The following is a 26,517-nucleotide window of genomic DNA, read 5'->3' as shown; positions in this document are numbered from 1 at the left end:
TGATGGAGCGCGAGGCAACGACGATGCAGCGCAACCGGTCGATCGACGAGGCGAAGCGGCGATTCACCCGACCGGTGGTGATGGTCGGCCGCTGCCTGCTGCTGGTCGGCGCGGGCGTGCTGGCCGCGATCCATCTGTTCGCCACCGATGGCGAGGCGCGCGATCTTGGCCGCATCGTGGGCGGCGCCGTGGTGGTGGTCGGTCTGCTCGTCTACGTCTCCGGTCTCCTCGTGTCGACGCGCGCACGCCGCTGATCCTCGGCTTTTCACCGGAGACGCCGATGTCCGATCTGCCCCCATTGCCCGCCCTCGCGCCGGGCCGCTACCGCCACTACAAGGGCCGCGATTACGACGTCATCGGCGTGGCGCGACACAGCGAGACGCTGGAACCGGTCGTGGTGTACCGGCCGCTGTATGGAGAGGGTGCGCTGTGGGTGCGGCCGCATGCGATGTTCGTCGAGATGGTCAATGTTGATGGCCTCAACGTGCCGCGCTTCGCGCCGGTCGCTGCGCCGCCGCCGGATGTCCGCTGAGCCGGACTGCGCCTGGCCCGACGTGATGGACTATCGTGCGGATTCACGCACCGCACGGAGCAGCGACGCATGACCGGGAATACACTGAGAACCGCGACGCTGGCCGTCGTCCTTGGATTGCTCTGCGGCTGCGTCGGCAACGGTGGTGACCGGGCATCGACGGCCGCATCCGTCGGCGATGCAACGCCCGGCGTCGATACCGGCACGCTCGACGGCGCGCCGTACCGCGTCGAGATTCCCGTGGACTGGAACGGCGAGCTGGTCGTGCTGCTGCACGGCTACGAGCCGCGCGGCGTGTCGCGTGCCGACCCGTGGCCGGCGAACGAGGCGACGCCGCTGTTCCTCGCGCGCGGCTATGCGGTGGCCGAAAGCGGCTACGCATCCCAAGGCTGGGCAGTCGCCGACGCGATCGCTGACAGCGAGCGCCTCCGTGCGCACGTCGCAGAGCGTCACGCGCCGCGGCGCAGCTGGCTGGTCGGCTTCTCGATGGGCGGGCAGATCGCGCTCGCGAGCATGGAGCGTCACGGTGCGGCGTACGACGGCGCATTGTCGCTGTGCGGTGCGAACGTGCCGGCCACGCAGGTGTTCGACGATGCGCTGCGCTCGCTGGTGGCGTTCGATTACTTTTTCCCCGACGCGGGCCTGCCCGGTGCCGGCCTGTCCGATCCCGACGCGCCGCCGCTCAACGACCTGCCGGCCGATCAGATCGCTTTGATGCAGACAGTCGGCACGGCACTGGCGAGCGACCTCGCGGCCGCAGCTACGCTGGCGCAGGCGCTGGAAGTGCCTGCCGACGGTCTGGTCGGCGCACTCGGCCTGCATGCGTTGCTGTTGCGCGAGATGACCGCGCGGGCAGGCGGTCTGCCGGTCGACAACCGCGAGACCATCTACAGCGGGTTCGGAGACGATGCGGCGTTCAACGCCGGCGTGCGCCGGTATTCCGCGGATGCGGAGGCGGTGACGTACCTCGCCGGTGTCGCAGATCTGCGCGGGACGATCGGCAAGCCACTGGTCCTGCGCTACAACCAAGAGGATCCCACGATCCCGCCGCGCTATCACGGCGTCTACCCCGCGCTGGCCGCCGAAGCCGGCCGTGCAGACCTTGTTACCGTCATGCCGCCTGCAGGCGAGGGGCACTGCGCGTTCGCCCCGGAACAGATGCTCGAAGCTTTCGATCTGCTGCTCCGGACTGCGGGCTGAGCACGAACGCGGGCCCAACATCGGCGCGCAGATTTCCCAGCGCGCCGTGGATCGGCTTCCTGCGCGATCCCGACGGCAGTCTGGTGGGACTTATGAAAGAGAGACGCGGCAACGTGCCGCCCGCCGGCTGATCGCGCACCGCCCTGCCAGCGCGCTGTGCGCGCTGGCAGGAAGTCGACATCAGAAGTCCCAGCGCGCCGACAGGGTCACAGGAACGGAGAACCGGCTGCCGGTGTCGTTGATCGAGGCCAGGCCGAGACCACCGATCGCGCTGTCGTTGTCCTTGAGATCGGCGATGTAGCGGACGCCGCTGGCGAGGGTGACGCTGAAGCGCTCGCTGAGCGGCATGATCACGCCCGCATCCAGCCCGCCGGTGGCGATCCAGCCCGAATCGTAGAACGGGGCATCTGCGATGGTGATGCCCGCATCCGGGATCGAGAACGTCGCGCGGATCTCGTCGACGCGGGCGGCGCCGGCGCGCGCGCCGACGAACGGGCGTGCATAACCGGGCGTGCCGAAGTAGTAGCGGTACCCGATCTCGGCCGACACCGCCTTGTAGTCGCTGAAGGTGCCGAAGACCGGCAGCTCGGTGGCCAGCGCCGGCACGAAGGCCCCGCCCACCTGCACCGTCCCGTCGTCGGCCTCGGTCCGGCGCACCTGTCCGAACAGCTCGGAGCGGTCGTCGAACGCGTAGGCGAATTCCACGCCCACCGTTTGGGCCATGTCGTAGATGCGGTCGTGCTCGCGCGCGCCGATGCGCAGTTCGGCGTTCACGCCGGCCAGTGCCGGATTCAGGGGGCCGAGGTCCGGCACGGCGGCGACCGCGCCGTCGTGGACTTCGCCGTTGACCGGTATGTCCACGCCGCCGACCAGCGACATCGAGAAGCGACCGGCCTCAGGGCCGGCCGCGTGCGCCGTGGTTGCCATGAGAGCCGCGAGAGGTGCAGTGAGCCAGATGCCCATGGGAATCTCCGGATCAGGAAAGGGTGGCCACACGCCACTCGACATGTGGTTGCCGATTCCTACGCCGCAGCGAGACGTTCGGATTCCCTGGATGCAGAACAGCCGACGGCGATCTGCGTGGAGCCCCTATTCATGACATCGGCGGATACGCGTTCCGTGTCATCTGCCGCCGGCGGCATCACCATCGGGCTGTCTTCCGGGCCGGAGGCTGGCATCTCCGGCGCCGGGAGGTCCGCGCAATGTGCGGGCGCCGCCTGCGGCGGCTCGCGACGGAAGCGTCCGGCGCTGCGTTGCCGGACGCATCGCGCGTCTGGAATCAACCCGCGGTCGGGACAGGCGCGCTCGCGGTGATGATCTTCGCGTCGCGCAGATCCGACCACACTGCCGCCGGAATCGCGACCGACATCGATTCGATATTCGCGGCCACCTGCTCGGCATTACGCGAGCCCGGCACGATCGCCGAGACCACTTCCGGTGCATTGGCGAACTGCAGCGCGACGGTGCGCAGATCGACGCCGTGCGCGCGCACGATTTCTTCGGCCTTCGCACGCTTCTCTTGCGCGTCCGGCGGCACCGGCTGCGAGCCGTAGAGATAACGATCGCGACCGGCGAGGAAGCCGGCCAGCAGCGGTGAGCCGACGATCACCGAGATGCCGCGTGTGGCGAGGTTCGGGAAGGTGTGTTCGAGCGCCTGCGCGTGGTCGAGCAGGGAGTACTGGCAGGCGAGCAGGAAGATGTCAGGATCACTGACCTCGATCGCGCGCATCGCCGGGTCCGGCGTGTTGACGCCCATGCCCCAGGCCTTGATCAGGCCTTCCTCGCGCATCTTGGTTAGTTCCGGGAACGCACCGGTGCGCGCCTGCTCGAAGTATTCGAGCCAGCGCTCGCCCATGTCGCCGTTGTCGGGCGACAGGTCGTGCACGAGCACGATGTCGAGCGAATCGATGCCGAGGCGCTGCAGGCTGTCCTCGACCGAACGGCGCGTGCCTTCCGCGCTGTAGTCGTAGCGGTAGGCGAACGGCGGCGGATCCTTCCAGCTGACTTTCGGTGTTTCTTTCGTCGCGGTCAGCAGCCGGCCGACCTTGCTGGAGATGACGTACTCCTCGCGCGGTTTCTGCCCCAGCACGTGGCCGAAGCGTCGCTCGGAGCGGCCGAGGCCATACCAAGGCGAGGTGTCGAACAGGCGCATGCCGCCGTCCCAGGCGGCTTCGAGCGTGGCCTGCGCGTCGTCTTCGGTGACCACCGCCCAGTTGTTGCCGATCGGCGCGCCGCCGAGGCCGACACGCGCGGTCGGCCGGTACTTGCGGCCCCCTGCGGGATTGGTCGGCAACGGGCTGGCGCTGCGACGGCCCTGCGTCGGCAGGACGTCACCGGGCGTGGTCTGCGCGCTGGCGATCAATGGCGCGGCGGCGAGGGTGGCGGCGCCGAGCGCGGCGGCGGACAGGAAAGTGCGACGTGAATGCATGGGGATCTCCGGCGGCAGGGTTGCGACCATCGCCTCCCGGCCGTGTGGCCGCCCTGCGTCGATGCCCGCGAACGCACACCGTGCCAGTCGCGGCGACGAGGCCTTGTGAACCGGCATCCACACCGACGCGGGAATGCGCGCCGCGCGTGGGGGTCTGCGTACGATCTGCGCTCGATCCGCGGCGGTGACGACATGGGCTGGATGGGCATTTCCGATCTGCCGACCTTCGTGGTGGCGGTGCTCGTGCTCCTCGCGATTCCGGGGCCGGGCACGTTGGCGCTGCTGACCGCGACGGCGCGGGGCGGCGTGCGCGCCGGCTACACGGCATTCTTCGGCCTGGCGCTCGGCGACCAGATGCTGCTGTGGCTGGCCGCGTGCGGCGTGGCGGCATTGCTCGCCGCCAATCCGATGCTGTTCCGCGGCGTGCAGTGGCTCGGCGCGGCGTATCTGGTGTGGATCGGCGTGCAGCTGCTGCGCAACCGCGGCGACGGCGCGGGCATGGTGTCGCTGGGCAGCGGCCACTGGTTCCGCCAGGGCGTGCTGATCACCCTGCTCAATCCGAAGGCCGTGCTGTTCTACATGGCGTTCTTTCCGCTGTTCATCGACCCGGCGCAGCACCGGGGATTCGCGACGTTCGCGACGATGTCGGTGCTGATTTTCGTGCTCGGGTTGCTGTACTGCTCGCTGCTGATCCTCGCCGGCCACGCGCTGCGTGCGCGGGTGGCACGCGATCCACGGATTGCGACGTGGTTGCGGCGGGTGGCCGGTGCGTGCCTGGTCGGGTTCGGGGTGCGACTCGCGTTCAACTGAGGCGTGCGCAATGCATCGGAGTATTGAGTCGTGGCGCGGCTTCGCGCGCGAGCGCGCTCCTACAGAAGCCGGAGAATCACGTCGGCGAAACCTGTAGGAGCGCGCTCGCGCGCGAACGCACCGGCGCCGGGCGCGCTGCGGTCACGGACGGCACGCGATTCGCGAATTGCGACGGGCTACCGGGTGCGCTGGTCGGGTGTGGGGGGCGGCTCGGGTTACGGAAGGGCGCAATGCATCGGGGTAGCTATTTGCGATGCGGGTTCGCGCGCGAGCGCGCTCCTACCAACGGCGGGCAATCACGCAGGCGAACACTGTAGGAGCGCGCTCGCGCGCGAATGCACCGAGCGCCGGCGCAACTCCACCTGCATGCGCATGCGCATGGGCGTTCGCTGCAGACGTGGTGTAGCTAGGCACCCGTCTGCGTCGCCGGACGCCTCAACGCAATTCCCGCTCCAGCCAATCGACGACCCGCTGTTGCAGATCGACCTCATGCGCCTGTTCGTGGAACCAGTGCGGACCACGTGGATAGGTGACAAGTTGGACCGGCGTGCCATTGAAGCGCAATGCGCGATGGAACATCTGCGCCTGCGACAGCGGCACGCGCGCGTCGGCTTCGCCGTGCAGCAGCAACACCGGGACGCGCACATCTGCTGCGTGCTGCGCCGGCGACTGCGCGTCGTAGGTCCTGCGTTCGCGCAGCGGATCGCCGAAGTAGCCGGGCAGGTAATCCGGCACGTCGTTGGTCAGCGCCGCGCTGGCGAGGTCGAGCACGCCGGCGCCGACGATCGCAGTGCGGAACCGGTCGCTGCGCGCGACCGCCCAGGCGGACAGATAGCCGCCATAACTCCAGCCGCCGATCGCGAGGCGTGTCGGGTCGATGAGGCCTCCCGCTTCCAGCATGTCGATGCCGTCGAGCACGTCCTGCAGCGGGCCGTCGCCCCAGTCGCCGCGGGCGAGTTCGGCGAAGGCGGTGCCGTGGCCTTCGGAGCCGCGCGGGTTCGGCAGCAGCACGGCGTAGCCGCGTGACGCGAGCAGCTGCGCCCATTCGTGCCACGAGCCCTGCCAGCCGGACCACCACGCCCACGCCGGACCGCCGTGGATCTGCACCAGCGTCGGCAGCGGCGTCGTGCCATTCCAGTCGGGCGGCGTGACCAGCAGGCCGCTGATCGCGCGTCCATCGCGCGAAGACCGCCATTCGAGTTCGCGCACGCGGCCGAGCGCCCAGTTCGCGACCTGTGGCTGGTGATCGCTGCGCTGCGCGAGTCGCGTGCCGTCCCAGGTCCAGACATTGCCCGGGCTGTCGTCACGCAGGCCGAGGTAGGCGATGCGTCCATCGGCGGACGCGGTGAAGCTGCGATACGGAATCTGCGGTTGCGCGACTTCGGTGGCTGCGCCGGTGGCCGCATCGAGCCGCAACAGCGCACCCCGCATGCCGCGTTGGCCCTGTCCGAGCAGCGTGGCGTCGGTCTGCCAGCGTGCGAGCCACAGCGTGCCGGGCCAGGCCTCGCCGAGCGCGACCTGCGTGCCGCGCGCGATGTCGTGGACGATCGGCGTCGCGACCATGCCATGTACACCAAGCCGGCCGAACAGCAGGCGCGTGCCGTCCGGCGACCACTGCAGCGGATGCGCGGACGCGTGCGGTTCAAGCACATCGCCGATGCGGCCGCTGTCGACATCCAGCAGCACGACGGCCGAGTCGTACCAGAAGTCGTTGAGCGTGGTGCCCGACGAGCGACGCAGCGCCAGCGTGCGGCCGTCGGGCGACCAGGCGAGGTCGTGGATCTGCATCCCGGTCGGCGTCAGCACGCGCGCCGCGCCGGTGGCGAGGTCCTGCACCCAGACGCGCGAGAACCGCGTCGGCTGGTCGACGACGACGGCATCGTCCTTGGCCGCGAGCCGCGCAGTGTCTTCGGGCGACGGTGCATCGGTCGCGAGCCAGGCGAGGCGGCGGCCATCGGCGGACAGATCGAAGCTGGCGACATCGGTCGCGGCGCGTGTCAGCAGCGTGGCCGCATCGCCGTCGGCGTCGACGCGCCAGACCTGGGTCGCGCCGAGTGTTTTTCCGCCGGGTACCGGCCGGTCCGACAGGAACAGCAACTGCCGCCCATCGCCCGACCAGCGCGGTTGGCGATCGCTGGCCGCGGCAGGCACGGCAATGGCGCGCGGCGCGGCATCGCCGTCGAACGCCACGCGCCACAGCTGCGTGCGCGGCGGCTGGCCGTCCGGACGCGGGGTGCCGACGGTGTAGGCAATCTCCCGGCCATCGGGACTGAGTCGCGGATCGTCGACGGCGGCCAGCGCGGCGATGTCCTGCGGCGTCGGCACGTGCGTGCGCGCCGCAGGCGCCTGCGCGGTGGCGAGCGGCGCCAGTGACAGCAGGGCGAGCGACAGCAGCAGGCGTCGGATCATGCGCAAGCGTCCTGCGTGACGGCGAGATGGGAGCGCAGCCAGCCTGCGCCACGCGACAACGCGTCGCGCGCGATCTCCGAAGTCGACATCGCCTCGATGAAGCTGTGCGGCGTGCGTGGATATGCATGCGCATCGACGTGGACGCCGGCCGCGCGCAAGCGCGTCGCCATGGTCGCGTTCTGCGCCGCGAGCACGTCGCGCTCGCCCCACAGCAGCAGCGTCGGCGGCAACTCGTGCAGTTCGGCGTGCGCAGGGACGGCGTAGCCATCACGGCAGGTCGACGCATCTGGCCCGAGATACGCGCGCCAGTAGGCCGCCATCTCGTCGGCGCTGAGCATGTCCTCGGCAGTGCCGAGCGTATGCACCGAGTCCGCATCGAGCGCGGTATCGAAGGCGCCGTAGAGCAGCAACAGCGCTTCGATGCCCGCGTGCGCGCCGACATCGCGCAGTCGCAGTGCGGTCGCGAGCGCGAGATTCGCGCCAGCGGAATCGCCGCCCAGGGCCAGCCGTGATGCGTCGAAGCCGAAGGCCTCCGGCCGTTCCCGCAACGCGCGGATCGCGTCGATGCACTGCTCCAGCGCGACCGGATACGGATGTTCGGGAGCCAGCGCATAGTCCACACCGATGACGACGACACCGGCGCGCTCGGCGAGTTCGCGCATCAGCCGGTCATGGGTGTCGAGGCTGAAGAGACACCAGCCGCCGCCGTGCAGATACACCAGCGCCGGCGCGCGCGCGGAGCTCCCCTGCGGCCGATGCACGCGCACTGTGAATCCGCCTGACTCGCCGGCGATCCGATGCGTCGTGGTCTCCGCCATCACCGGGCCGCCCGCGCGCCACGGCGTGCGCACGGCCTCTGCGATCGCGCGCTGCTGCGGCCAGTCGAGGGTGCGGCCGTCGGCGAGGCGCGCGCCTTCACTGCAGACCGTGTGCACGAACGCGCGCAGTGCCGGATCCAGCGCGTCGAGACTCACGCTCATGCGGTGCGGTCCGCGTCGAAAGCGCGCATCCAGTCGACCAGCGCGTGTTCGCCGCCACTGACCAGGCCTGCGATCAACTGTGCGAAGTCGTGCGGCGCTTCATCCTGTCCCAGCTTGAACGTGGCGCGGGTTTCGATGATCCGTCCCCGCAATGCGGTGACGCCCTGCGCGAGCCTCGCGTAGCGTTCGCCCATTTCCGGCAATGCCCATGCATTCGGACGGCCGGCTTCCATTGAATTCACCATCGCGTCGAGTTCCTCGGCGATGTCGGCCGCGTCTTCGCTGCAGTCGACGTGCAGGGTGAACGCGGCGGCGGCGTAGTTCCAGCTCGGTGCCTGGGTGCGATCGTCGAGCCAGCTCGGCGACACGTAGGCGTGCGGCCCGATCACCAGCGCGTAGGCAATCGGATCACGGCGCAGCCGCGCGACGTGCGGATTGCGACGCGCGACGTGTCCTCGCAGCGCGACCAGACGGCCCTCGGCATCGATCTCGGTGCGCAGCGGCAATGGCGTGAACGCAGCATCGTCGCCGCCGGGGGAGACCAGCCATGCGAACGGCTGCGCGTCCAGCAGGCGTAGCACGTCGCCATCGTGGCGGGGGGCGTATCGGGAATCGCGGGCGTGGCCCATCAGCGTGTGTCCTGTGTGGCGGCCACCGAGATCGGCGGCCAACGGTCGCACCACGGCGCGGCCGATTCCAGCTCGAAGGCGAGTGCGAGCAGCGTGGCTTCGTGCCCGCGATCGGCGGCGAACTGCAGGCCGATCGGCAGGCCGTCGCGGCTGTGGGCGAGCGGCAGCGAGATCGCCGGGGTGCCGGCAAGATTCTGCAGCGGTGTGTAGGAGATCCAGTCGAACATCGCCGGCATCAGCGTGTCGAAGTCGCGATCCGGCGCGAGTGTGCCGAGCGTCGGCGGTGGCGTGCGCAGCGTCGGGCACAGCAGCACGTCGTGGCGCGCGTGGAAGTTGGCGAACGCCGCCGGCAGGGCCGCAACCGTCGCCCAGGCCTGTTCGAGTTCCGGCACGCCGCAGTGCGTCTCGTGCCAGTGTGCGAGGCCGCGCGTCCACGGTTCCAGCGCACGTTCGGCGAAGGCCGCGCCGCCCTGCGCGACCGCGAGTTCGACCGCATCCGCACCGAGCCGCGACCACAGCGTATACAGCGCCGCCCACACCGCTTCGCCCGGCAGCGGCCAGGCGACCGGCTCCACGTGGTGGCCGAGCGATTCGCACAGACGCGCGGCGGCGTCGAGCGCGGCGGCAACCTCGGGATCCGGCGCCAGGCCCGGCAGCGCATCGACGACCAGACCGATCCGCAGGCGGCGCGCATCCGGTCCAGTCACCACGGCCGGCGCAGCTGGATGCGCGGCGGCGAACGCCCACGCGGTATCGCGCACGCTGCGCGACATCAGGCTGTCGGCCACGATCAGATCCTCGATCGCGTGGCGCCCGCGCACCGGCACGCAGGCCCCACGTCCGGGCTTGAGGCCGACGACGCCGCAGGCCGATGCGGGAATCCGGATCGAGCCGGCGCCGTCGCTGCCATGCGCCAGCGGCACGATGCCGGCCGCAAGCGCCGCGCCGGCGCCGCCGCTGGAGCCGCCCGGCGAATGCGTCAGCGACCACGGATTGGCAGTGACCGGGCCGAGCAAGGGCTCGGTGGACCCCATCAGGCCGAACTCGGGCATCGCACTCTTGCCGATCGCGACGAGGCCAGCGGCTTCGAAGCGCCGTACGAAGGGCGAAGCCTCCTCCGCGCTCGCTGGCGTGCTACTGCGGCTACGCGAACCGCCACGCGTCGGCATGCCCGGCACGCGCAGCGAATCCTTCGGCAGCCACGGCACGCCGGCCAGCGGTGTGGCGGTGTCGACACCGACGGCGTCGAGTGCGCGGGCGTGCTGCCGGGCCGCATCGAACGCGGTGTGGCTCAGCGCTCCGAGGACGGGATCGAAATGGCGGGCGCGGACGATCGCCGCCTCGGTGAGGTCCAGCGCGCCCAGCGCGCCGCGCTGACGCAGCGCGGCCTGGGCGTGGGCGTCCAGCCGGCCGAGCGCCAGTGCATCGGCGTGGCCGGCCGTGGAATCGAACACGGTCATGGGAACAGAAATCTCCGGCCGCAATGGCGGTCGTGGTCGGGTAGCCGGCGCGGGCCGGCGTGTGGATCGCGCATCGTCAGTAACGCCAGTGCACGGTCATGCCGACCGTGCGCGGCCGCACGATGCCTTGGCCGATACCGTTGACCTCGGACACGCTGCGGGTGATGCCGCGGGTGTCGCCGAGATTGCTGCCGAACAGGGTCAGATCCGTGGTGCCGAATGTCATGCGGTAGCGCAGGTCGACAGTGTTGTAGTTGCCCTGTTCGTTGCGCACCGCGCCGGGTACGGCCGAGTTGAGGTCGCTGATGCCACTGCCGATGTACTGGTGGGCCAACGTCAACGTCGGCGCGAAGCGTGTGTCGAAGCGGTAGCTGAGCACGTTGCTGACGGTCCAGTCGGCCGAGCCCGGCAACTGCGAACCAGCCGGCGCGGTGCCGGCGAACAGGATGTCGAGATCCTCGTCGAGGCGCGCCTGCTGCCAGGTGGCGGCCAGCGTCCAGTCGAAAGCCTCGACCGGGCGCCACGTGGTCGCCAGTTCGATGCCGCGGCTGTAGGCCTTGCCGCCGTTGCTGGCGTAGTTGAAGAAGTCCGGCGTCTGCAGGCGCAGCTGGATGTCGCTCCAGTCGACGTAGAACAGCGTCGCGTCGACCAGCCAGCGGCCGTCGGCCCAGCTGGTGCGCGTGCCGAGTTCGTAGTTGATCAGGCTGTCGCTGGTGGAGCCGGCGGGAATCGGGAACGCGCTGAGCCCGGGGGTGTTGGGTTCACCGAAGCGGAAGCCTTCCGACACCAGCGCGTAGAGCATCAGATCATCCGACGGCGTCCACGTCAGCGAGGCCTTGGGATTGAAGCCGTCCTCGTCGGTACGCGAGCGGGTGACGATGGGATCGCCGGGATACGTCGAGAAGCCGACCTGCGTGGTCTGCGCATCGACGCTCGTGCGGAAGAAGCGGCCGCCGAATGTGGCCTTCCACTGGTCGTTGAAGTGGAAGGTGCCTTCGCCGAACACCGCAAGTTCGGAACCGTCGAGATGGCTGTAGAACGCGTTGAACGTGGAGCCGTCGGGTGCGATGACCGCGCCGCTGCCGGGGCCGAACAGCGACGAGCGGTCGAACGCACCGGCTGCGCCGGCGGCGCCGATGGTTTCGTAGAGATCCTTGTCGGTCTGGAACACCATGCCGCCGACCAGCCATTCCAGGCGCTGGTCCCCGGGCGATGCCAGACGCAGTTCGAGGCTGCGGCCGGTGCTTTCGCCGCCCGAGGCGATGAACAGCGGCGTGTCGAGATCGAGATCGAGGTCGGCGTTGTAGGCGCCGCGGATCGGGGTGAAGTCGAACTGCCAGTCCTGCTGCTTGTGCTGCTGCGACAGCAGCGCGGTCAGCGTCGCGAAGCCCAGGTCCTGATCGAGCCGCAGGCTGTGCACGGCGACTTTCGTATCGGTGAATTCGGGAATCGCGGTGTCGCGTTCGAACTCGCCGAGCCCGGCGATGCGGTAGCTGTTGTCGTCGGCGTCGGTGTCCTGCCACAGGCTCAACCAGCTCAGCGTGGTCGCCTCCGACGGCGTCAGCGTCACCGACAGGCGGCCGCCGGCGGTGCGGCTGTCGTTGCTGCCTGTGCGGCCGAGGCCGATGTTGTCGAGATAGCCGGGATCGTCGCGGTACTGCCCGACCACGCGCACGGCGAGGATGTCCTCGGCGATCGGCAGGTTGACCATCGCCTTGCCGCCGAAACCGATATCGGCGTTGCGGGTCTGGCTGGCGGTGGCTTCCACAGCCGCGTCGAAGCCGGTTGGGTCGGCGACGTTGGCCACATAGTTGATCGCGCCGCCCATCGAGGCCGAACCGAACAACGTGCCCTGCGGGCCGCGCAGCACTTCGACGCGGTTGATGTCGAAGGCGTCGATGTCGGGAATGACGATGCTGAAACCCGGCTCGGTCAGCGGCACTTCGTTGAGGAAATAGCCGGTCGTCGTCTGGCCCTGCACGTTGCCCGAGCTGGTCGCGATGCCGCGCATGACTACGTGCGAGACGCCCGGCTGGTAGCTGTTGAACACCACGCCCGGCGTGCGCTGGATGTAGTCGGCGAGCGATTGCGCGCCGAGATCCTCGAGCTGCTGGCCGGTGACGGCCGAGACCGAACCGGCAATCTCGCGTACCGATTCGTTGCGCTTGCCGGCGGTGACGACAATCGCGTCGAGATCCGTGGTCGATGTCGGCAAGGCCGACGCACCGGGCGTGGCGTCCTGGGCCAGGGCCGGCGCTGCGATCAGCGGCGTGCACAGGCAGACGAGGCGGATGGCGTGGGTCAGTCGTGCGGTGGTGAGCGGTTGCATGGAGGATCCCCGGGTGGCGGTGGCTGGATGCGGACCAGACCGATGCGGTGTCGGGGCCTCCCTTCCCGGACCGCAACGCTGACGACCGAGTAATAGAAGACGGGCGCCACCGCGTCCAGCAGAATCCACGGGGTGCGTTTGCGTGATAAGTCATTGATGCGAAATGTAAACTGCGGATCCGACGCCGCACATGCCACGGAATGATGCGTCGAATTACGCAGGATCTGCGTCGTCGCCCCGGAAATTCGATACGTTGTACGCCGGCCGCCACGCGCGGCCGTCACCTGATCCGCCGTGGAGCGCGCCATGTCCCTCCGTTCGCCCGACCGCACCGACCTGAAGATCCTCGATGTGCTGCAGCAGGATGCACGGATCACCAACCACGCCCTGGCCCAGCGGGTCGCGCTGTCGCCCAGCGCCTGCCTCGCGCGGGTGCGCGCGCTGGAGCAGCGCGGCCTGATCCGCAGCTACCGCGCGCACGTCGCCGTCGACCGCATCCGCTCGGCGACCATCGTCATGGCCCAGATCAGTTTCCAGAAGCACGCACTGGAGGAGTTCACCGCGTTCGACCGCTGCATCCTGGCGATGCCGGAAATCGTCGAGGCCAGCCGCGTGTCCGGCGCCTACGACTACATGCTGCGGGTGATCGTGCACGATGTGCATCACTGGAAGGACATCGCCCGCTCGCTGCTCAGCGGCGACTACGGCGTGGAGAAGATCGTCTCTCACTTCCTGATGGACGAGGTCAAATCCTTCGCCGGCTATCCGCTGACCGACGACGAGCCGGCGCGCGGCTGACGCCCGCACGCTGGTTGCCCTGTTTTGTAGGAGCGCCCTCGGGCGCGAGCCTTTCGCAGGAATGGCCGCCGGGATCGACTGGCAATGCCGCATCGCGCGCAAGCGCGCTCCTACAGACAAGCCGTATCGCAGGCGCGTCCGCTGCATGGGCGCGGGGGATCAGGAGACCCCCTGTAGGAGCGCCCTCGGGCGCGAGCCTTTCGCAGGAACGCCGGCCGGGGTCGACCGGCGATGCCCCATCGCGCGCGAGCGCGCTCCTACAGACAAGCCGCATCGCAGGGTGCGTCCGCTGCATGGGCGCGGGGGATCAGGAGACCCACTGTAGGAGCGCCCTCGGGCGAACTTTTTGCAGGGACGGCGGCCGGGGTCGACCGGCGATGCCCCATCGCGCGCAAGCGCGCTCCTACAGACAAGCCGCATCGCAGGCGCGTCCGCTGCATGCGCGCGAAGGACCAGGAGACCCCCTGTAGGAGCGCCCTCGGGCGCGAGCCTTTCGCAGGGACGGCGGCCAGGATCGACCGGCGATGCCCCATCGCGCGCAAGCGCGCTCCTACAGACAAGCCGCATCGCAGGCGCGTCTGCTGCATGGGCACGAAGGACCAGGAGACCCCACTGTAGGAGCGCCCTCGGGCGCGAGCCTTTCGCAGCAAACGCCTCCTGTTCGAAGACAACGCCCCCACCACTACTGCAGCGTGACCGCGAGATCCCGGTTTGCCAGCGCTGCGTTGCCGCTCGCGTCGCGGGCGGTGATGCGCACGATGTAGTCGCCCGCGGGCAGCGCGGCCGCGTCCCACAGGCCGGGCTCGAGGCGACCGTCGCGCACGGTGTTGGTGACGACGTAACGGAAACGCGTGCGTGCGGCGCCGTGCACGGTAATGCCGCTGTCGCCGGCGTAGGCGACGCGCACGGCCTCGCGATGCGGTGGCATGCGGTCGAAGACGATGGTCATCCGCGGCACCTCGAACCCCGAGGCCGGCGTACCGTCGGCGGTCAGGATCTGGTAGCCCAACGCATGCAGACCAAGCCGGCGCCGCGCGAGGTTGCCATCGACCTGGTCCCAGGCCTCGACCACGATCTGCAGTCCGCCACTCGCGCGCGGTACCACGATGCGGCCGTTCTCGCGTGTCGTCAGCGGTGCATCGAGCGCGTCGCGCAGTTCGATGGCATCGATCCGCGGCGCCACGGTGTCGACGAAATTGCGGAAGCCGAGCGCCACCGCATTGCGTTGATACCCGGACGGACCGACGACCAGATGCACGTGGGCCTGCGCGTTAATCGTGCCGATCGCATCGCCCGCTCGGACATGCATGCCGCGCGGAATACGCACGCGCATCGGACGGCCGTCGTCGCCGGCGATCAGCTGGAAACGCGGATCCAGCGCCTCGCCGCGCGGCGTGCGGCCGACGCGCATGTGCATGTAGGTCACGTCGTCGATCGTCAGATGCTCGGCCTGGTCGCCGAACCCGCTCGCGGCATACGGGCTCGCGACCTTGGCATCGGCAATCGCCAGCACCGGACTGCCGACATCCCCGCGCACATCGAAGCCGGCGTGCAGATGGCTGCGCGATTCGCCGCGGAAGTTGCCGCGCACCTCGCCGAGCGTGCCGACGACCTCATGCCAGCCCTCCTGCGGGGCCAGCGGCCAGCGCCCGCGCGTCTCCGGCAGGGCGGTATCGGGCGCGGGGCCGACCGCGACGTTCAAAAGATTCTGTTTCGCACCCGCGCGGCGCACCTGCGCGATGCGATGCACGCGATACGCCGCGGCATCGGCGACCCACAGCCGTCCGAAGCGGTCGAACGCCAATCCAGCCGGACGCGCGAGGCGCTGCGCCATGTCGCGACCGGTCAGCACGCGCGCACGCCCATCGGCTTCGATCTGCAGCACGCGACCCTGCGCGAGTTCACCGACATACAACCGCTGCTGCGCATCGAGGGCGATGGACACCGGCGAGACGGGCGCCGCGTCGGGCTCGTCGCCATGCAGGGCCAGCGTCGTCGTCGTGCCGTCGGGCGCAATGCGGCGCAGCGCGTGGTTGCCGGTGTCGGCGATCCACAGCGCCCCCGTCGCATCGAATGCGAGTCCGCCCGGCGTATCGAAGCGCGCCTGCGCGCCGGGGCCGTCGACGAATCCCGGCCGCCCATCGCCGGCCAGCGTGCGCACAGTGCCCGCCTCGATCACGCGGATGCGGTCGTTGAACCCGTCGGCGACGAACACGCGGTCCATCGCATCGACCGCCACGCCGGTGGGCGCATGGAAGCGCGCCTGCGCGGCCGGGCCATCGACGAAGCCTGCCTCGCCTGTGCCGGCCAGCGTGGTCACCGTTCCATCGGGCGCGATGCGACGGATCGCGTGGTTGCCGGTGTCGGCGACGTACAACACACCGCTCGTATCGATCGCGAGACCGGATGGTGTGTGGAAACGCGCGTCGGCGCCGCGGCCATCGACGAAGCCTTCGAGACTGCCGGCGAAGGTGTCGACGCGACCATCGATGTGCACGCGGCGAATGCGGTTCGAGGCGCCGCCATCGGCGACGAACGCAGTGCGATCGGGCGCTACGACGATGCCGAACGGATCGTCGAACCGTGCCTCGGCGCGCGCACCATCGCGCGCACCGCGATGGCCGTCACCGGTCACGTGTTCGATCCGCGCCGGCAGGCCCGCGGGCGGCGGGCCGAGATCAGGCCGCTCAGACGTGCGCCATTCCCACAGAAAACTGGCGACGAGCGCCGCAACGGTCAGCGCCGCGATGCCCCACAGTGCCCAGCGCGCGCCAGGCCGCAAGCGCCGGCTCATGCCCTCGTAGGCGCGCGCTTGCGCGCGATGGCGCGTTCGGGGGGAGACCCAGTCGCACGTCCCCGCAAAAGGGATGCGAGCAACAGCGCCGCGCCTCCGAGGTGCCGCATCAGTCGACGACGCGGCAGAACACCGCCTTCAGATATCGCGACTCCTGCACGTGCGCCATGAACGGATGATCGGCGCCCGCGCCCGAGACCTTGAGGATCTGGATCGTGCGATTGGCATAGAACGCCGCGCGCCGCAGCATGTCGAGGAACTGTTCCTCGCTGACCAGTCCCGTGCACGAGAACGTCGCCAGCAGGCCGCCCGGCTTGACCACGCCGAGCGCCAGCTTGTTCATGTCGAGGTACTTCTTCAGCGCCGGAATCACCTGCTCGCGGTCACGGGTCATCTTGGCCGGGTCGAGCACGACGACGTCGTAGCGATCACCTGCGTTCGACGCATCGCGCAACCACGGGAAGATGTCGGCTTGCACGAACTTGATGCGTGCATCGTTGAGCTTCGCGTTGCCCTTGGCGATCTCGATGACGTCCTCGTCGATGTCGATGCCGACGACCTCGCTGGCGCCACGCACCGCCGCATACACGCCGAAACCGCCGGTGTTGCAGCACAGGTCGAGCACGCGCTTGCCGGCGACCTGGCGGCTCAGCCACTCGCGGTTCTCGCGCTGGTCGGCGAAGAAGCCGGTCTTGTGCGCGCCGGCCGGGTCGGCACGGAAGCGCACGCCATGCTCGGTGATGATCGACGGATCGGCGGGCACGCTGCCGCGGTAATCGAAGCTCTCCTGCTTCTGCACGTGTTCGTCGGCGAAGCTGTGGAAGCGGCAGCCGGGGAACTGTTCGGTCAGCGCTTCGTAGATCCACTCACGATGGCGGAACATGCCGGCGCTGAAGAACTCGACGACCAGCAGATCGCCGTAACGATCGACGACCAGGCCCGACATGCCATCGCCTTCGCTGTGCACGACCCGCCAGGCATTGGACACCTCGTCGAGTTTGAGCACATCGCGGCGCAGCGACACGGCCTCGGCGATCTTGCGCGAGAACCAGCCGGCATCGACCGGCACGTCGGGATGGGTTTCGAGGATGCGAACGGCGATGCGCGAATGGCCGTTGTAGAAACCGCGGCCGATCCACTCGCCCTCGACGCCGATGACATCGACAATGCTGCCGGGCTTGGGGCGTTGGGTCGGCTTTTCGACCAGGCGCTGGAAGATCCACGGGTGGCTGGAACGCCAGGCGTTCTTCAGGTGTACGGTCGGGTAGGGTGCGTTCATCACGGCATTTTACCCGCCCGCTTGATTGTGCCGCGCGTCATGCGCACAATCCGCCCCCGAAGGGGAGTAGCTCCCGACGTGCAGGCCGTCATTTCGAGCAGCAATGCTCCGGTCGCACGGCAGCCCGCCGGGCTGTGAGCAAGACCTTCGCCGCAATGGCGAAGGCGTGTCCCCGGATTCCGATTCCACGGTTCCCGAGACGTCCGCGCCTGCGGTCGTCCTCCACCTGTCCGGGAACTTCAATGGAAACGATTGGCAACATCTGGTTATGGGCCGGCTTCGGCGGCCTGGTCGTGGTCGCGCTGTTGGTCGACCTAGTGCTGATGCGCCACGGCGGCGCGCACAAGGTCACCTTCAAGGAAGCGCTGTGGTGGAGCCTGGGCTGGGTGGCCCTGGCTCTGATCTTCAACGGCGGTCTGTGGTGGTATCTGCATGAAACCGCAGGGGCTGCGACCGCGAACCGCGTGGGTCTGGAATTCCTGACCGGCTATCTGGTCGAGAAGGCGCTGGCGGTCGACAACATCTTCGTCTTCCTGATGTTGATGACCTACTTCGCGGTGCCCGAGGAACAGCGTCAGCGCGTGCTGATCATCGGCATCCTGCTGGCGATCGCGTTGCGCGCCATCCTCATCTTTGCGGGCGCGGCGCTGCTGGCGCACTTCCACTGGCTGCTCTACGTCTTCGGCGCGTTCCTGCTGCTGACCGGCGCCAAGATGTGGTTCGCCGCGGGCAAGGAACCCGATCTCGAGCACAACCCGCTACTGCGCTGGATGACCGCGCACGTGCCCTTCGTGCGGCGTTACCACGGCAGTGCGTTGTGGCTCGGCCGTCCTGGGCGGCGCAAGTTCACCCCGTTGTTCATCGTGCTGGTGATGATCGGCATCACCGATGTGATCTTCGCCGTCGATTCGATTCCGGCGATCTTCGCGATCACCACCGATCCCTTCATCGTGCTGACATCGAACGTGTTCGCGGTGCTGGGCCTGCGCGCGATGTTCTTCCTGCTTGCCGGCATGGCCGAGCGTTTCCACCTGCTGCCCTACGGCCTGGCGATCGTGCTGGTGTTCATCGGCAGCAAGATGCTGCTGATCGACGTCTACAAGATTCCGGTGCTGTGGTCGCTGGGCGTCGTGGTGGTAATCCTGGCGGCCACGGTGGCGCTGAGTCTGGCGCGGCCGCCGAGGTCGATGCCCGAAACCTGACGCGCGACGACGTCAGGTGGGCGTGGGCATAGCGACCTCGACATCGCGGTCGATGACGCGGTTGCGGCCCGCGCGCTTGGCCAAGTAAAGGCGTCGATCGGCCATCGCCAGCAGGGCGTCGAGGTCCGGCTCCCGGCCCTCGCGGACATGGGCGATGCCGATCGACAGCGTCACCGCGGTGGCCACGCCGTCGACGACCGGCGGCGACGCGGCGACCTGGGCGCGCAGACGTTCGGCGCGCTCGGACGCCTCGCCGAGGCCACCACCGGTCAGCAGCATGCAGAACTCGTCGCCGCCGAACCGGCCGACGACCTCGTCATCGCGGGCCGCGGCCCGCAACTGCGCGGCGACGTGGGCCAGCACACCGTCACCGGCCGCATGGCCATGCGCGTCGTTGATGGCCTTGAAGTCGTCGACATCGATCATCAGCAGGGCCGCCAAGCCGTCGTCGTGTGCACGCGCAAGGCGTCGCTGCGCGAGTTCGAAGAAGGCGCGCCGGTTGTGGATGCCGGTCAGCGCATCCTCGGCCGCGAGGCCTTCGAGCCAGCGTTGCTGGCGTTCAAGCTGCAGCAGCAGGAACGCGAATGTGGCGAACACCGGCGCCACCAGGAAGTACGCGAGCGCCAGTTGCTGGCCGGGGGTGATGCCGGCTTCGAAGGTCGGGCCGGATTGCGGATTCAAGGCCTGCTCGGCGAGGCGGTAGAGGCAGACCAGCGCCGCGCCGACGAACAGCACGACCAGTGCACGTTCGGGCCACGCCCGCCGACCGCGGCGACGCAGTGGCGCACGCCCCGCCAGCAGCACGGTCAGCAGCGCAGCGGTCCAGAACATCGCGATGCGCATCTCCGGCGCCTGGCCCGGCACCAGCAACGCCAGCAGCAGGAGCAGTGATGGCAGATAGACCAGCGCCCACGGCCACGACGTGCGCACGGGTGTCGTCGGCAGGCTTCGCAGCAGGGCCCGCAACATCGCTGCATAACCGGCCACCAGCAGGGCACAGGCGATGGCCTGGACGGCTCCGCCCAGCACCGAGGGCGGCACCGCGAACATCGGCCAGGCCAGCGTCTGCAGCGCGAGGCCGACCGTCCATTCGCGCAGGCCCGCGTGTTCGCGGATGCGCTGCTCGCGCAGCACCATCCATGTCATCGCGGCCAGCGACACCGCGAGCAACACGAACATCGCCAGCAATGTGATTCCCCAGGCATCCACTGTTGACGCACGCTCGGGTCTTCGCCCCAACCGGGCGGGGCGACACGGTAGCGTGTGACGCGTGCGCATGTGTTTCGCCTGCGTTGTGCGCGCCGCGAAACGCGACGCCGGTCACCCGGCTTGCAACCGCGCGATCCGTCGCCATCCTGGGATGCATGCATCTCGACAGTCCCGACGACACCCCCGATTCCGACCTCCAGCGCGCGCGCGACAAGCGCCGTCTCTCGAATGCGCTGAAGACGAGCGTGCTCTTCGTGCTGCTGCTGTGCATCGTGTTCGGCGTGCAGGCGGCGATGGACTGGCGCTTCCTCGCGGTGAAACCCGGCGAATGGAGCGGTCTGCTCGGCCTGCTGACCGCGCCGCTGCTGCACGGCTCGCCCGAACACCTGATCGCCAACGCCAGCGCGCTGCTGCTGCTCGGCTCGCTGGCGCTGGTGGTCTATCCACGCGCCACGCTGCGCGGCCTGCCGCTGATGTGGCTGGGCTCGGGCCTGGGCGCGTGGCTGATGGGCAATCCCGGCTCGCATCATCTCGGCGCCAGCGGCGTGACCCACGGCCTGATGTTCCTGGTGTTCGTGCTGGGCCTGCTGCGCCGCGACCGGCCGTCGATCGCCGCCGGCATGATCGCGTTCCTGTTCTACGGCGGCATGCTGCTGACGGTGCTGCCGCAGGAGCCGGGTGTGTCCTGGCAGTCGCACATGGGCGGCGCGATCGGCGGCGTGCTGGCCGCGTTCTGGTTCCGCCATGCCGATCCGATCCCGCCGCGCCGTCGCTACAGCTGGGAGATCGAAGAGGAAGAAGCCGCCCGCGCCGAACTCGAACGCCGCGACACGTACGAGCCGCCCGCGCCGCACGACGTACCGGTGTTGTGGGAACGCCCGACGGAGGAAGAACCGCGCGGGGTGGTGCTGCGGTTTCCGGATCGGCGCGGTGGGCGTAGCGAGGAAAGCTGATTTCCGCAGGGTCCGGTTCGCCGCATAAGCCCTCCCCCGTCTGCGGGGGAGGGTTGGGAGGGGGCGAACGGCCAGGCCTTGGGAAGTTCTCTCAAGCGAAAAGTTCGAGCGCCAGGCTTTCAGCTCGAAACTCGCGAGCATCGATCGATGGTTTGCCCCCACCCAACCCTCCCCCGCCAGCGGGGGAGGGCTCAAGCCAAAGTCAAAGCCGCTCCCGAGCCTGTCGACACCTTCTCCAATGCACTACATTGGTGCAATGGCCGACGAAACACCCCCGCCGCAACCCTTTGATTCGCTGACCACGCCACTGGTCTGGGCCGATGCCGACGGGCGTATCCGCACCTGCAATGTGGCCTTCGCGCGCTGGCTCGGGGTGGGGCGCAAACGCCTGATCGACCAGCCGCTGGCCGCGCTGGAAGTCGACGGCGACGTCCTGCGGCTGGCTCTGCGCACGCCTGGCGATCCCGCCGATGGCCCGATGCGCGTGCGCAGGCTGGTGCTGGCCTTCCTGGGTGGCGAGCCGCGCTTTGCCGACGCCTGGCTCTCACGCGAGGCCGATGGTGGGCTGCTGCTGGAAGCGCACCCGGTCGACGAGTTCCCCGGCGCCGATCCGACGCTCGCGATGCCGCTCGCACTGTCGGCGGCGCTGCGCGGCCTGGCCCACGAACTGCGCAATCCGCTAGCCGGCCTCAAGGGCGCGGCGCAACTGCTGGCCCGGCGCGTCAGCGATGGCGAATCGCGTGAACTGGTCGCCCTGGTCGACACCGAAGTGGCGCGGCTTGGCACGCTGGTCGACCAGCTGCTGTCGCCGCGTGCGCCCACGCCGCATCGCGCGCTCAACATCCACAGCGTGCTGGAACAGGTGCTGCGCCTGGCCGAAGCCGACGCCGGCTGGGCGGTGCGCATGATCCGCGACTATGACCCCAGCCTGCCGGAACTCTCCGGCGATCCCGACCGCCTCACCCAGACGATCTGGAACCTCGTCCGCAACGCGATCCAGGCCGGCGCCGCCAACATCACCCTGCGCACCCGCGCCGCGCTCGGCGTGCGGATCGGCGACGCGGTGCATGCGATGGTGTTGCGGCTTGAGGTCGTCGACGACGGCCGCGGCGTGCCCGAGGACATGGTCGAGCAGATCTTCCTGCCGCTGGTGTCGGGGCGCCCCGACGGCAGCGGCCTGGGCCTGGCGATGGCGCAGCAGGTCGCCCGCGAACATCGCGGCGCGCTGGTCTACCGCTCACGCGCCGGACATACCGTTTTCACCCTGCAGCTCCCGTTCCCGGTCGAAGACGAGGCAGCCGCCAACGCGCCGGAGGCGCCCGCCGCATGAGTACGCCCGCCCCGCGCATCTGGGTCGTCGACGACGACCGCTCCGTCCGGTTCGTGCTGGCCACCGCGCTGAGCGAAGCCGGCTACGACGTGTCCGGTTTCGACAGCGCGCAGGCCGTACGCGATGCACTGGCCAAGCGGCCGCCGCCGGACATGCTGTTCACCGACGTGCGCATGCCCGGCGATTCGGGCCTGCAACTGCTCGATGGCCTGAAGCAGAAACATCCGCAGCTGCCGGTGGTCGTGATGTCGGCCTATACCGATGTCGCCAGCACCGCCGGCGCGTTCCGCGGCGGCGCGCACGAGTTCCTGTCCAAGCCCTTCGATCTCGACGAAGCCGTCGCGCTCGCCGCGCGCGTGCTCGGCGACCACGACACCGCGCCCGACGACGCCCCGCAGCCGACCGGCGACAGCGACGCGCTGGTCGGCGACACCGCCGAAATGCGCCAGCTGTTCCGCGCGATCGGGCGCCTGGCGCAGGCGCCGGTGTCGGTGCTGGTCACCGGCGAAACCGGCACCGGCAAGGAGCTCGTCGCACGCGCGCTGCATCGCGAGTCGCCGCGTGCGCGCAAGCCCTTCGTCGCGCTCAACACCGCGGCGATTCCGGCCGAGCTGCTGGAGAGCGAACTGTTCGGCCACGAGGCAGGCGCGTTCACCGGCGCGTCGCGCCGCTACATCGGCCGCTTCGAACAGGCCGATGGCGGCACCCTGTTTCTCGACGAGATCGGCGACATGCCGGCCTCGCTGCAGACGCGCCTGCTGCGCGTGCTGGCGGAGGACGAGTTCTTCCGTGTCGGCGGGCGTGAACTGATCCGCGTCGACGTGCGCGTGATCGCGGCGACGCATCAGGATCTCGAGCGCCTGGTCGCCGACGGCCGCTTCCGCGCCGACCTGCTGCATCGCCTGGATGTCGTGCGCCTGCGCCTGCCGCCGCTGCGCGACCGGCGCGAGGACGTCGGCCAACTCGCCGAACGGTTCCTGCAGGCCGCGGCCGAGAAGCTCGATGCGCCGCCCAAGCGCCTCGGCCGCGCCGCGTTGCAGCGTCTGCGCGAACACGCCTGGCCGGGCAACGTGCGCGAACTGCAGAACCTGTGCTGGCGCCTGGCCGCCCTGGCGCCGGCCGATCTGGTCACGCCGCAGGATCTCGACGGTCTGCTGACCGCGCGCGCCGCGCCGGACCCGGGCGATGCCGCGCTCGCCGCGAGCGAGTGGGACGACGCGCTGCGCGCCTGGGCCGATACGCGGCTGCGCGCCGGTGACGACGACATCCACGCACAGGCCCGCGAACGCCTGGACCGCGCGCTGCTGGAAACCGCGCTGGTGCACACCGGCGGGCGCCGCGCCGAGGCCGCCACCCGGCTGGGCGTCGGCCGCAACACGCTGACCCGCAAACTCGGCGCGCGTCGGCGTCGCAGTTGAACATCCTTCATCGACGCGCCGCGTGCGCGGACTAGAGTGGCCGCCATGAACCCTATGACCCGATTCCCGATCCTCGCGGCCGCTGCCGCGACCCTGCTCGCCGGCTGCGCCAGCGCGCCCCGCCCCGCTGCGCAGACGCCCGCGCCGGTCCCCGTCGTCGCGGTGGCCAGTACCGGCACCGCGCAGGGCGCGATCGCCAACCTCGCCTCCGCGTCCGGCTCGCTGGTCAGCGGCCGCCTCGTGCTGTCCCCCGATGTCGGCGGCGTGCGCGTCCGCGGTGAAGTCGGCGGCCTGGTCCGCAACGGCACCCACAACCTGCGCCTGCACACCCGCGGCGACTGCAGCGCGGTCGATGCGATCAGCGCCGGCCCCGAGTTCGATGCACAGCAGGGCATCCCTTCGACGCAGCCGGATTCCGGCGAGCGCGGCCGCATCGTGGCCAACGGCCGCGGCGTCGCCACGCTCGATCTGCTGTTGCCCGGCGCGGTGCTCGGCGGCGGCGCGGCCAATGACATCGTCGGGCGTGGGCTGCTGATCCTGGGCGCGACGCCCGGCGCGATCAGTGCCCGCGTGGCCTGCGGTACCGTCCAGGTCCCGTAGCGGCCGCGGCTTGCTCACGCGGTGGAGACCTGGCCGCAGGGATGCTGGCCGCCGCGATACCGCGCGTGTCAGACGCGCCCCATCCGATCCGAGGAGAGCTTCATGCGCCATTACCGATTCCTGATGCCGATCCCCGCCGCGTTGGCCCTCGCGCTGGCCGCCTGCGGCGGCAGCGCCGAAACCACCAACACCGGTGACAACGCAGCCGCCGAAGCCGATCGCGCCGCCGAAACCACGGCCGCCACTCCGCCTGATGCGACGCAGACGATGGCCGCGGCCAGCGCCATGGCCACCCTGCAGCCGACTGCCGGCAACCAGACCGCGGGCGAACTGCGCTTCGCGGTGGTCAACGGCCGCATCGAAGTTACCGGCACCGTGACCGGCCTGCCGGCCGGTGGCACCCACGGCTTCCACGTGCATGAAACTGGCGACTGCAGCGCGCCTGACGGCAGCAGCGCGGGTGGCCACTTCAATCCCGGCAGCACCGATCACGGTCGCGTCGGACAGGGCGATCACCACGCCGGCGACAGCGACAACATCGTGGCCGGTACCGACGGCACCGCCGAGGTCAGCGGCTGGCTCGAAGGCGCGACCATCGGCGGCGGTGGCGCGGACGACATCGTCGGCAAGGGCGTGATCGTCCACAAGGACGCCGACGACTACGAGACGCAGCCGACCGGTAACGCCGGTGATCGTCTGGCGTGTGGCGTGATCCAGGCGGGATAAACGCTCGCGCTATCGCGTTATAGGAAATGCGCTGGCGCCCGTCTCCCGGAGGAGGCGGGCGTTTTCTTTTGCGCCGTGTGCTGGTGTTGGACGCTGGCGCATCAGCCGGCGTGACGCAACGCCTCTCCTTGTGGGGGAGGCCGACGCGCGTTGCGCGTCGGGTGAGGGCGGGGTTCTGCCTTCGCATTTGGTTCCTAGGAAGGGTCAAGCGCGCCGGAACCCATCGCCGTGATGTTGAATTCGCTGACGTCGTCAGCCCTCACCCCAACCCCTCTCCCTAGGGGAGAGGGGCTTAGATCTCGGAGGAAGCGGGGCTTGGATGGCGAGCGCCAAGTTCGCGTTGACCCGTGAGTCCGCTGCTTGGAGCCCCTCTCCCTCCGAGAGAGGGGTTGGGGTGAAGGTGCGTCTCGCGCTTCTATTCAACAAGCACAGCCCGCGCCCGTGGCGAGTCAGCGCAACGCCGCCACAGGATCCTGCTCTGGCGCCACATGCACGAACACCACCGGCACGCCGTGCGCCTGCAGCACCGCGGACAATTGCCGCTGCCGCGCCTCATACATCGCGAAACCTTTCGCCAACCGGCCATCGTCCGATTCGTCTGACGCGCACCGGCGCCGCCAGTCCTCGGGCGCCAGCATCGCGATGCGCACTTCGCCATCCACATGCCGCAGCAACGGCTCCGGCGGTGCGTCGAGCCAGGCTTCGGACTCGGGCGCGAGCAGCGCGGTTTCCAGGACGTCCCACAACGGGTCCAGGCCCTGGTTGCGGTACTGCATCGCGGTCATCGCCAGCAGGTCGTGCAGGGTGAGGTAACGCGCGTGCTCGATGCGTGCGCCGAAGGCTTCCTGTGCGCACAGCGCGGTATCGGCCTGGGCCATGCCGAGGTCGAGCAGCATCGATTCCATATGCGCCGCGACGGCTTCGGTGGCCGCCGGTTCGCCGACGAACAGATACGGCAGCACGCGCAAGCGGCCGCCAGCGAGCTGCGCATCGGACTGGAACGGCAGCGGCACCGCGCCAGCCGCATCCGCGCCGAACGCGATGATGCGCGGCCCCTGTCCGGACTGCGGCGCACGCACGCGCAGTTCGTCGAGGCGACGGTGCACCGGCCAGCCCGGCCGCAGCAATTCGGCGGGATCGAAATGGGCGGCGGCGAACGACAGGTCGAGCTCGCGCACACCCGGCACCAGCGCGCCGAGGTCGCGGCCGAGCAGCTTGGCGAGCTCGCCAGCGGCCTGCTGGCCCAGCGCGTCGCGCGCGGGCGTGGAATCGTCGCTCAGTTCGAGCGCGAGCACGCCGAGCACCTGCGGGGCGGGAATTTGTCGGGAAATGTCGGGATCTGCGGTCATTGGCCGTGCACATCGTCAGCGATAGACTCATTCACATTATGCCTGTCCCGGCTCCGGGACATTCCCAAGCCACTCATCCCGA

At 69.6% G+C, this 26,517-nt stretch carries 22 protein-coding genes; 11 read left to right on the top strand and 11 right to left on the bottom strand.

The window, feature by feature from the left end; all coding sequences use genetic code 11:
- Positions 1 to 2 precede the first annotated feature (2 nt).
- The 3 genes from J2W68_RS03375 (at position 3) to J2W68_RS03365 (ending at position 1,732) form a co-directional block, all read left to right on the top strand.
- Positions 3 to 254 (top strand): hypothetical protein, encoded by a 252-nt coding sequence (locus J2W68_RS03375; protein ID WP_310232802.1) that lies wholly within the window; start codon positions 3 to 5, stop codon positions 252 to 254.
- 26 nt (positions 255 to 280) lie between these two features.
- On the top strand, positions 281 to 532 hold the full coding sequence (locus J2W68_RS03370) for a DUF1653 domain-containing protein (protein WP_310232801.1): 252 nt from the start codon (positions 281 to 283) through the stop codon (positions 530 to 532).
- 69 nt (positions 533 to 601) lie between these two features.
- The gene (locus J2W68_RS03365) at positions 602 to 1,732 is read left to right on the top strand and encodes an alpha/beta hydrolase family protein (RefSeq protein ID WP_310232800.1); all 1,131 of its coding nucleotides are present in this window, start codon (positions 602 to 604) and stop codon (positions 1,730 to 1,732) included.
- 180 nt (positions 1,733 to 1,912) lie between these two features.
- Here the strand turns inward: J2W68_RS03365 and J2W68_RS03360 are convergent, their stop codons facing one another.
- Positions 1,913 to 2,695 (bottom strand): autotransporter outer membrane beta-barrel domain-containing protein, encoded by a 783-nt coding sequence (locus J2W68_RS03360; RefSeq protein ID WP_310232799.1) that lies wholly within the window; start codon positions 2,693 to 2,695, stop codon positions 1,913 to 1,915.
- A 316-nt stretch (positions 2,696 to 3,011) separates the two neighbouring features.
- Positions 3,012 to 4,160, bottom strand: a complete 1,149-nt coding sequence (locus tag J2W68_RS03355; RefSeq protein WP_310232798.1) for an aldo/keto reductase — start codon at positions 4,158 to 4,160, stop codon at positions 3,012 to 3,014.
- Between the two features lie 201 nt (positions 4,161 to 4,361).
- On the opposite strand from J2W68_RS03355, the gene J2W68_RS03350 reads away from it, so the two are divergent.
- Positions 4,362 to 4,970 (top strand): LysE family transporter, encoded by a 609-nt coding sequence (locus J2W68_RS03350; protein WP_310232796.1) that lies wholly within the window; start codon positions 4,362 to 4,364, stop codon positions 4,968 to 4,970.
- 435 nt (positions 4,971 to 5,405) lie between these two features.
- On the opposite strand, the gene J2W68_RS03345 is transcribed toward J2W68_RS03350, so the two are convergent.
- From J2W68_RS03345 to J2W68_RS03325, 5 genes are all read right to left on the bottom strand, one after another.
- The gene (locus J2W68_RS03345) at positions 5,406 to 7,379 is read right to left on the bottom strand and encodes an alpha/beta hydrolase family protein (RefSeq protein ID WP_310232794.1); all 1,974 of its coding nucleotides are present in this window, start codon (positions 7,377 to 7,379) and stop codon (positions 5,406 to 5,408) included.
- Positions 7,376 to 8,359, bottom strand: coding sequence for an alpha/beta hydrolase (locus J2W68_RS03340; RefSeq protein WP_310232793.1), 984 nt, complete (start codon positions 8,357 to 8,359; stop codon positions 7,376 to 7,378). Before J2W68_RS03340 ends, J2W68_RS03345 begins: the two co-directional genes overlap by 4 nt.
- Positions 8,356 to 8,988, bottom strand: a complete 633-nt coding sequence (locus J2W68_RS03335; protein ID WP_310232791.1) for an FMN-binding negative transcriptional regulator — start codon at positions 8,986 to 8,988, stop codon at positions 8,356 to 8,358. Before J2W68_RS03335 ends, J2W68_RS03340 begins: the two co-directional genes overlap by 4 nt.
- Positions 8,988 to 10,448, bottom strand: a complete 1,461-nt coding sequence (locus J2W68_RS03330) for an amidase family protein (RefSeq protein WP_310232789.1) — start codon at positions 10,446 to 10,448, stop codon at positions 8,988 to 8,990. Before J2W68_RS03330 ends, J2W68_RS03335 begins: the two co-directional genes overlap by 1 nt.
- A 76-nt stretch (positions 10,449 to 10,524) precedes the next feature.
- Positions 10,525 to 12,777: a TonB-dependent receptor gene (locus J2W68_RS03325; protein ID WP_310232787.1), complete on the bottom strand. Its 2,253-nt coding sequence runs from the start codon at positions 12,775 to 12,777 to the stop codon at positions 10,525 to 10,527.
- Positions 12,778 to 13,083: 306 nt separating this feature from the next.
- Here J2W68_RS03325 and J2W68_RS03320 point away from each other — a divergent pair, with 306 nt between their 5' ends.
- Complete coding sequence (locus tag J2W68_RS03320) at positions 13,084 to 13,575, top strand: Lrp/AsnC family transcriptional regulator (RefSeq protein WP_310232785.1); 492 nt, start codon at positions 13,084 to 13,086, stop codon at positions 13,573 to 13,575.
- 682 nt (positions 13,576 to 14,257) lie between these two features.
- On the opposite strand, the gene J2W68_RS03315 is transcribed toward J2W68_RS03320, so the two are convergent.
- A complete protein-coding gene (locus J2W68_RS03315) occupies positions 14,258 to 16,369 on the bottom strand; it encodes a gluconolaconase (protein ID WP_310232782.1) in 2,112 nt (703 codons plus the stop codon).
- Positions 16,370 to 16,478: 109 nt separating this feature from the next.
- Positions 16,479 to 17,648, bottom strand: a complete 1,170-nt coding sequence (locus J2W68_RS03310; protein WP_310232780.1) for a class I SAM-dependent rRNA methyltransferase — start codon at positions 17,646 to 17,648, stop codon at positions 16,479 to 16,481.
- Between the two features lie 242 nt (positions 17,649 to 17,890).
- On the opposite strand from J2W68_RS03310, the gene J2W68_RS03305 reads away from it, so the two are divergent.
- Entirely contained in the window at positions 17,891 to 18,850 is a 960-nt protein-coding gene (locus J2W68_RS03305) for a TerC family protein (RefSeq protein ID WP_310232778.1), read from the top strand.
- A gap of 12 nt (positions 18,851 to 18,862) precedes the next feature.
- Here the strand turns inward: J2W68_RS03305 and J2W68_RS03300 are convergent, their stop codons facing one another.
- On the bottom strand, positions 18,863 to 20,059 hold the full coding sequence (locus J2W68_RS03300; protein ID WP_310232777.1) for a GGDEF domain-containing protein: 1,197 nt from the start codon (positions 20,057 to 20,059) through the stop codon (positions 18,863 to 18,865).
- A gap of 155 nt (positions 20,060 to 20,214) precedes the next feature.
- Here J2W68_RS03300 and J2W68_RS03295 point away from each other — a divergent pair, with 155 nt between their 5' ends.
- The 5 genes from J2W68_RS03295 to J2W68_RS03275 all read left to right on the top strand — a co-directional run bounded on the left by J2W68_RS03295 (position 20,215) and on the right by J2W68_RS03275 (position 25,086).
- Positions 20,215 to 21,012 (top strand): rhomboid family intramembrane serine protease, encoded by a 798-nt coding sequence (locus J2W68_RS03295; protein ID WP_310232776.1) that lies wholly within the window; start codon positions 20,215 to 20,217, stop codon positions 21,010 to 21,012.
- 256 nt (positions 21,013 to 21,268) lie between these two features.
- A complete protein-coding gene (locus tag J2W68_RS03290) occupies positions 21,269 to 22,342 on the top strand; it encodes a two-component system sensor histidine kinase NtrB (RefSeq protein WP_310232998.1) in 1,074 nt (357 codons plus the stop codon).
- Positions 22,339 to 23,760, top strand: coding sequence for a nitrogen regulation protein NR(I) (ntrC, locus tag J2W68_RS03285; RefSeq protein WP_310232773.1), 1,422 nt, complete (start codon positions 22,339 to 22,341; stop codon positions 23,758 to 23,760). The genes J2W68_RS03290 and ntrC overlap by 4 nt, the downstream gene beginning before the upstream one ends.
- A gap of 45 nt (positions 23,761 to 23,805) precedes the next feature.
- A complete protein-coding gene (locus tag J2W68_RS03280; protein ID WP_310232771.1) occupies positions 23,806 to 24,360 on the top strand; it encodes a superoxide dismutase family protein in 555 nt (184 codons plus the stop codon).
- 102 nt (positions 24,361 to 24,462) lie between these two features.
- Positions 24,463 to 25,086, top strand: coding sequence for a superoxide dismutase family protein (locus tag J2W68_RS03275; RefSeq protein WP_310232770.1), 624 nt, complete (start codon positions 24,463 to 24,465; stop codon positions 25,084 to 25,086).
- A 449-nt stretch (positions 25,087 to 25,535) separates the two neighbouring features.
- Here the strand turns inward: J2W68_RS03275 and J2W68_RS03270 are convergent, their stop codons facing one another.
- Positions 25,536 to 26,417 carry a hypothetical protein gene (locus J2W68_RS03270; protein ID WP_430539661.1) on the bottom strand — a complete coding sequence of 294 codons (882 nt, stop codon included), beginning with the start codon at positions 26,415 to 26,417 and terminating at the stop codon, positions 25,536 to 25,538.
- Positions 26,418 to 26,517 lie beyond the last annotated feature (100 nt).

The sequence above is a fragment of the Luteimonas terrae genome, from assembly GCF_031457535.1.
Lineage (GTDB): Bacteria > Pseudomonadota > Gammaproteobacteria > Xanthomonadales > Xanthomonadaceae > Luteimonas > Luteimonas terrae_A.
Note: the sequence above shows the minus strand (reverse complement) of the source record. Positions and strands in the feature narration are given on the sequence as shown.

Bases quoted from the DNA above. Each gene is read 5' to 3' on its own strand.
- J2W68_RS03375 (WP_310232802.1), top strand. From the start codon at position 3: ATGGAGCGCGAGGCAACGACGATGCAGCGCAACCGGTCGATCGACGAG.
- J2W68_RS03370 (WP_310232801.1), top strand. From the start codon at position 281: ATGTCCGATCTGCCCCCATTGCCCGCCCTCGCGCCGGGCCGCTACCGC.
- J2W68_RS03365 (WP_310232800.1), top strand. From the start codon at position 602: ATGACCGGGAATACACTGAGAACCGCGACGCTGGCCGTCGTCCTTGGA.
- J2W68_RS03360 (WP_310232799.1), bottom strand. From the start codon at position 2,695: ATGGGCATCTGGCTCACTGCACCTCTCGCGGCTCTCATGGCAACCACG.
- J2W68_RS03355 (WP_310232798.1), bottom strand. From the start codon at position 4,160: ATGCATTCACGTCGCACTTTCCTGTCCGCCGCCGCGCTCGGCGCCGCC.
- J2W68_RS03350 (WP_310232796.1), top strand. From the start codon at position 4,362: ATGGGCATTTCCGATCTGCCGACCTTCGTGGTGGCGGTGCTCGTGCTC.
- J2W68_RS03345 (WP_310232794.1), bottom strand. From the start codon at position 7,379: ATGATCCGACGCCTGCTGCTGTCGCTCGCCCTGCTGTCACTGGCGCCG.
- J2W68_RS03340 (WP_310232793.1), bottom strand. From the start codon at position 8,359: ATGAGCGTGAGTCTCGACGCGCTGGATCCGGCACTGCGCGCGTTCGTG.
- J2W68_RS03335 (WP_310232791.1), bottom strand. From the start codon at position 8,988: ATGGGCCACGCCCGCGATTCCCGATACGCCCCCCGCCACGATGGCGAC.
- J2W68_RS03330 (WP_310232789.1), bottom strand. From the start codon at position 10,448: ATGACCGTGTTCGATTCCACGGCCGGCCACGCCGATGCACTGGCGCTC.
- J2W68_RS03325 (WP_310232787.1), bottom strand. From the start codon at position 12,777: ATGCAACCGCTCACCACCGCACGACTGACCCACGCCATCCGCCTCGTC.
- J2W68_RS03320 (WP_310232785.1), top strand. From the start codon at position 13,084: ATGTCCCTCCGTTCGCCCGACCGCACCGACCTGAAGATCCTCGATGTG.
- J2W68_RS03315 (WP_310232782.1), bottom strand. From the start codon at position 16,369: ATGAGCCGGCGCTTGCGGCCTGGCGCGCGCTGGGCACTGTGGGGCATC.
- J2W68_RS03310 (WP_310232780.1), bottom strand. From the start codon at position 17,648: ATGAACGCACCCTACCCGACCGTACACCTGAAGAACGCCTGGCGTTCC.
- J2W68_RS03305 (WP_310232778.1), top strand. From the start codon at position 17,891: ATGGAAACGATTGGCAACATCTGGTTATGGGCCGGCTTCGGCGGCCTG.
- J2W68_RS03295 (WP_310232776.1), top strand. From the start codon at position 20,215: ATGCATCTCGACAGTCCCGACGACACCCCCGATTCCGACCTCCAGCGC.
- J2W68_RS03290 (WP_310232998.1), top strand. From the start codon at position 21,269: ATGGCCGACGAAACACCCCCGCCGCAACCCTTTGATTCGCTGACCACG.
- ntrC (WP_310232773.1), top strand. From the start codon at position 22,339: ATGAGTACGCCCGCCCCGCGCATCTGGGTCGTCGACGACGACCGCTCC.
- J2W68_RS03280 (WP_310232771.1), top strand. From the start codon at position 23,806: ATGAACCCTATGACCCGATTCCCGATCCTCGCGGCCGCTGCCGCGACC.
- J2W68_RS03275 (WP_310232770.1), top strand. From the start codon at position 24,463: ATGCGCCATTACCGATTCCTGATGCCGATCCCCGCCGCGTTGGCCCTC.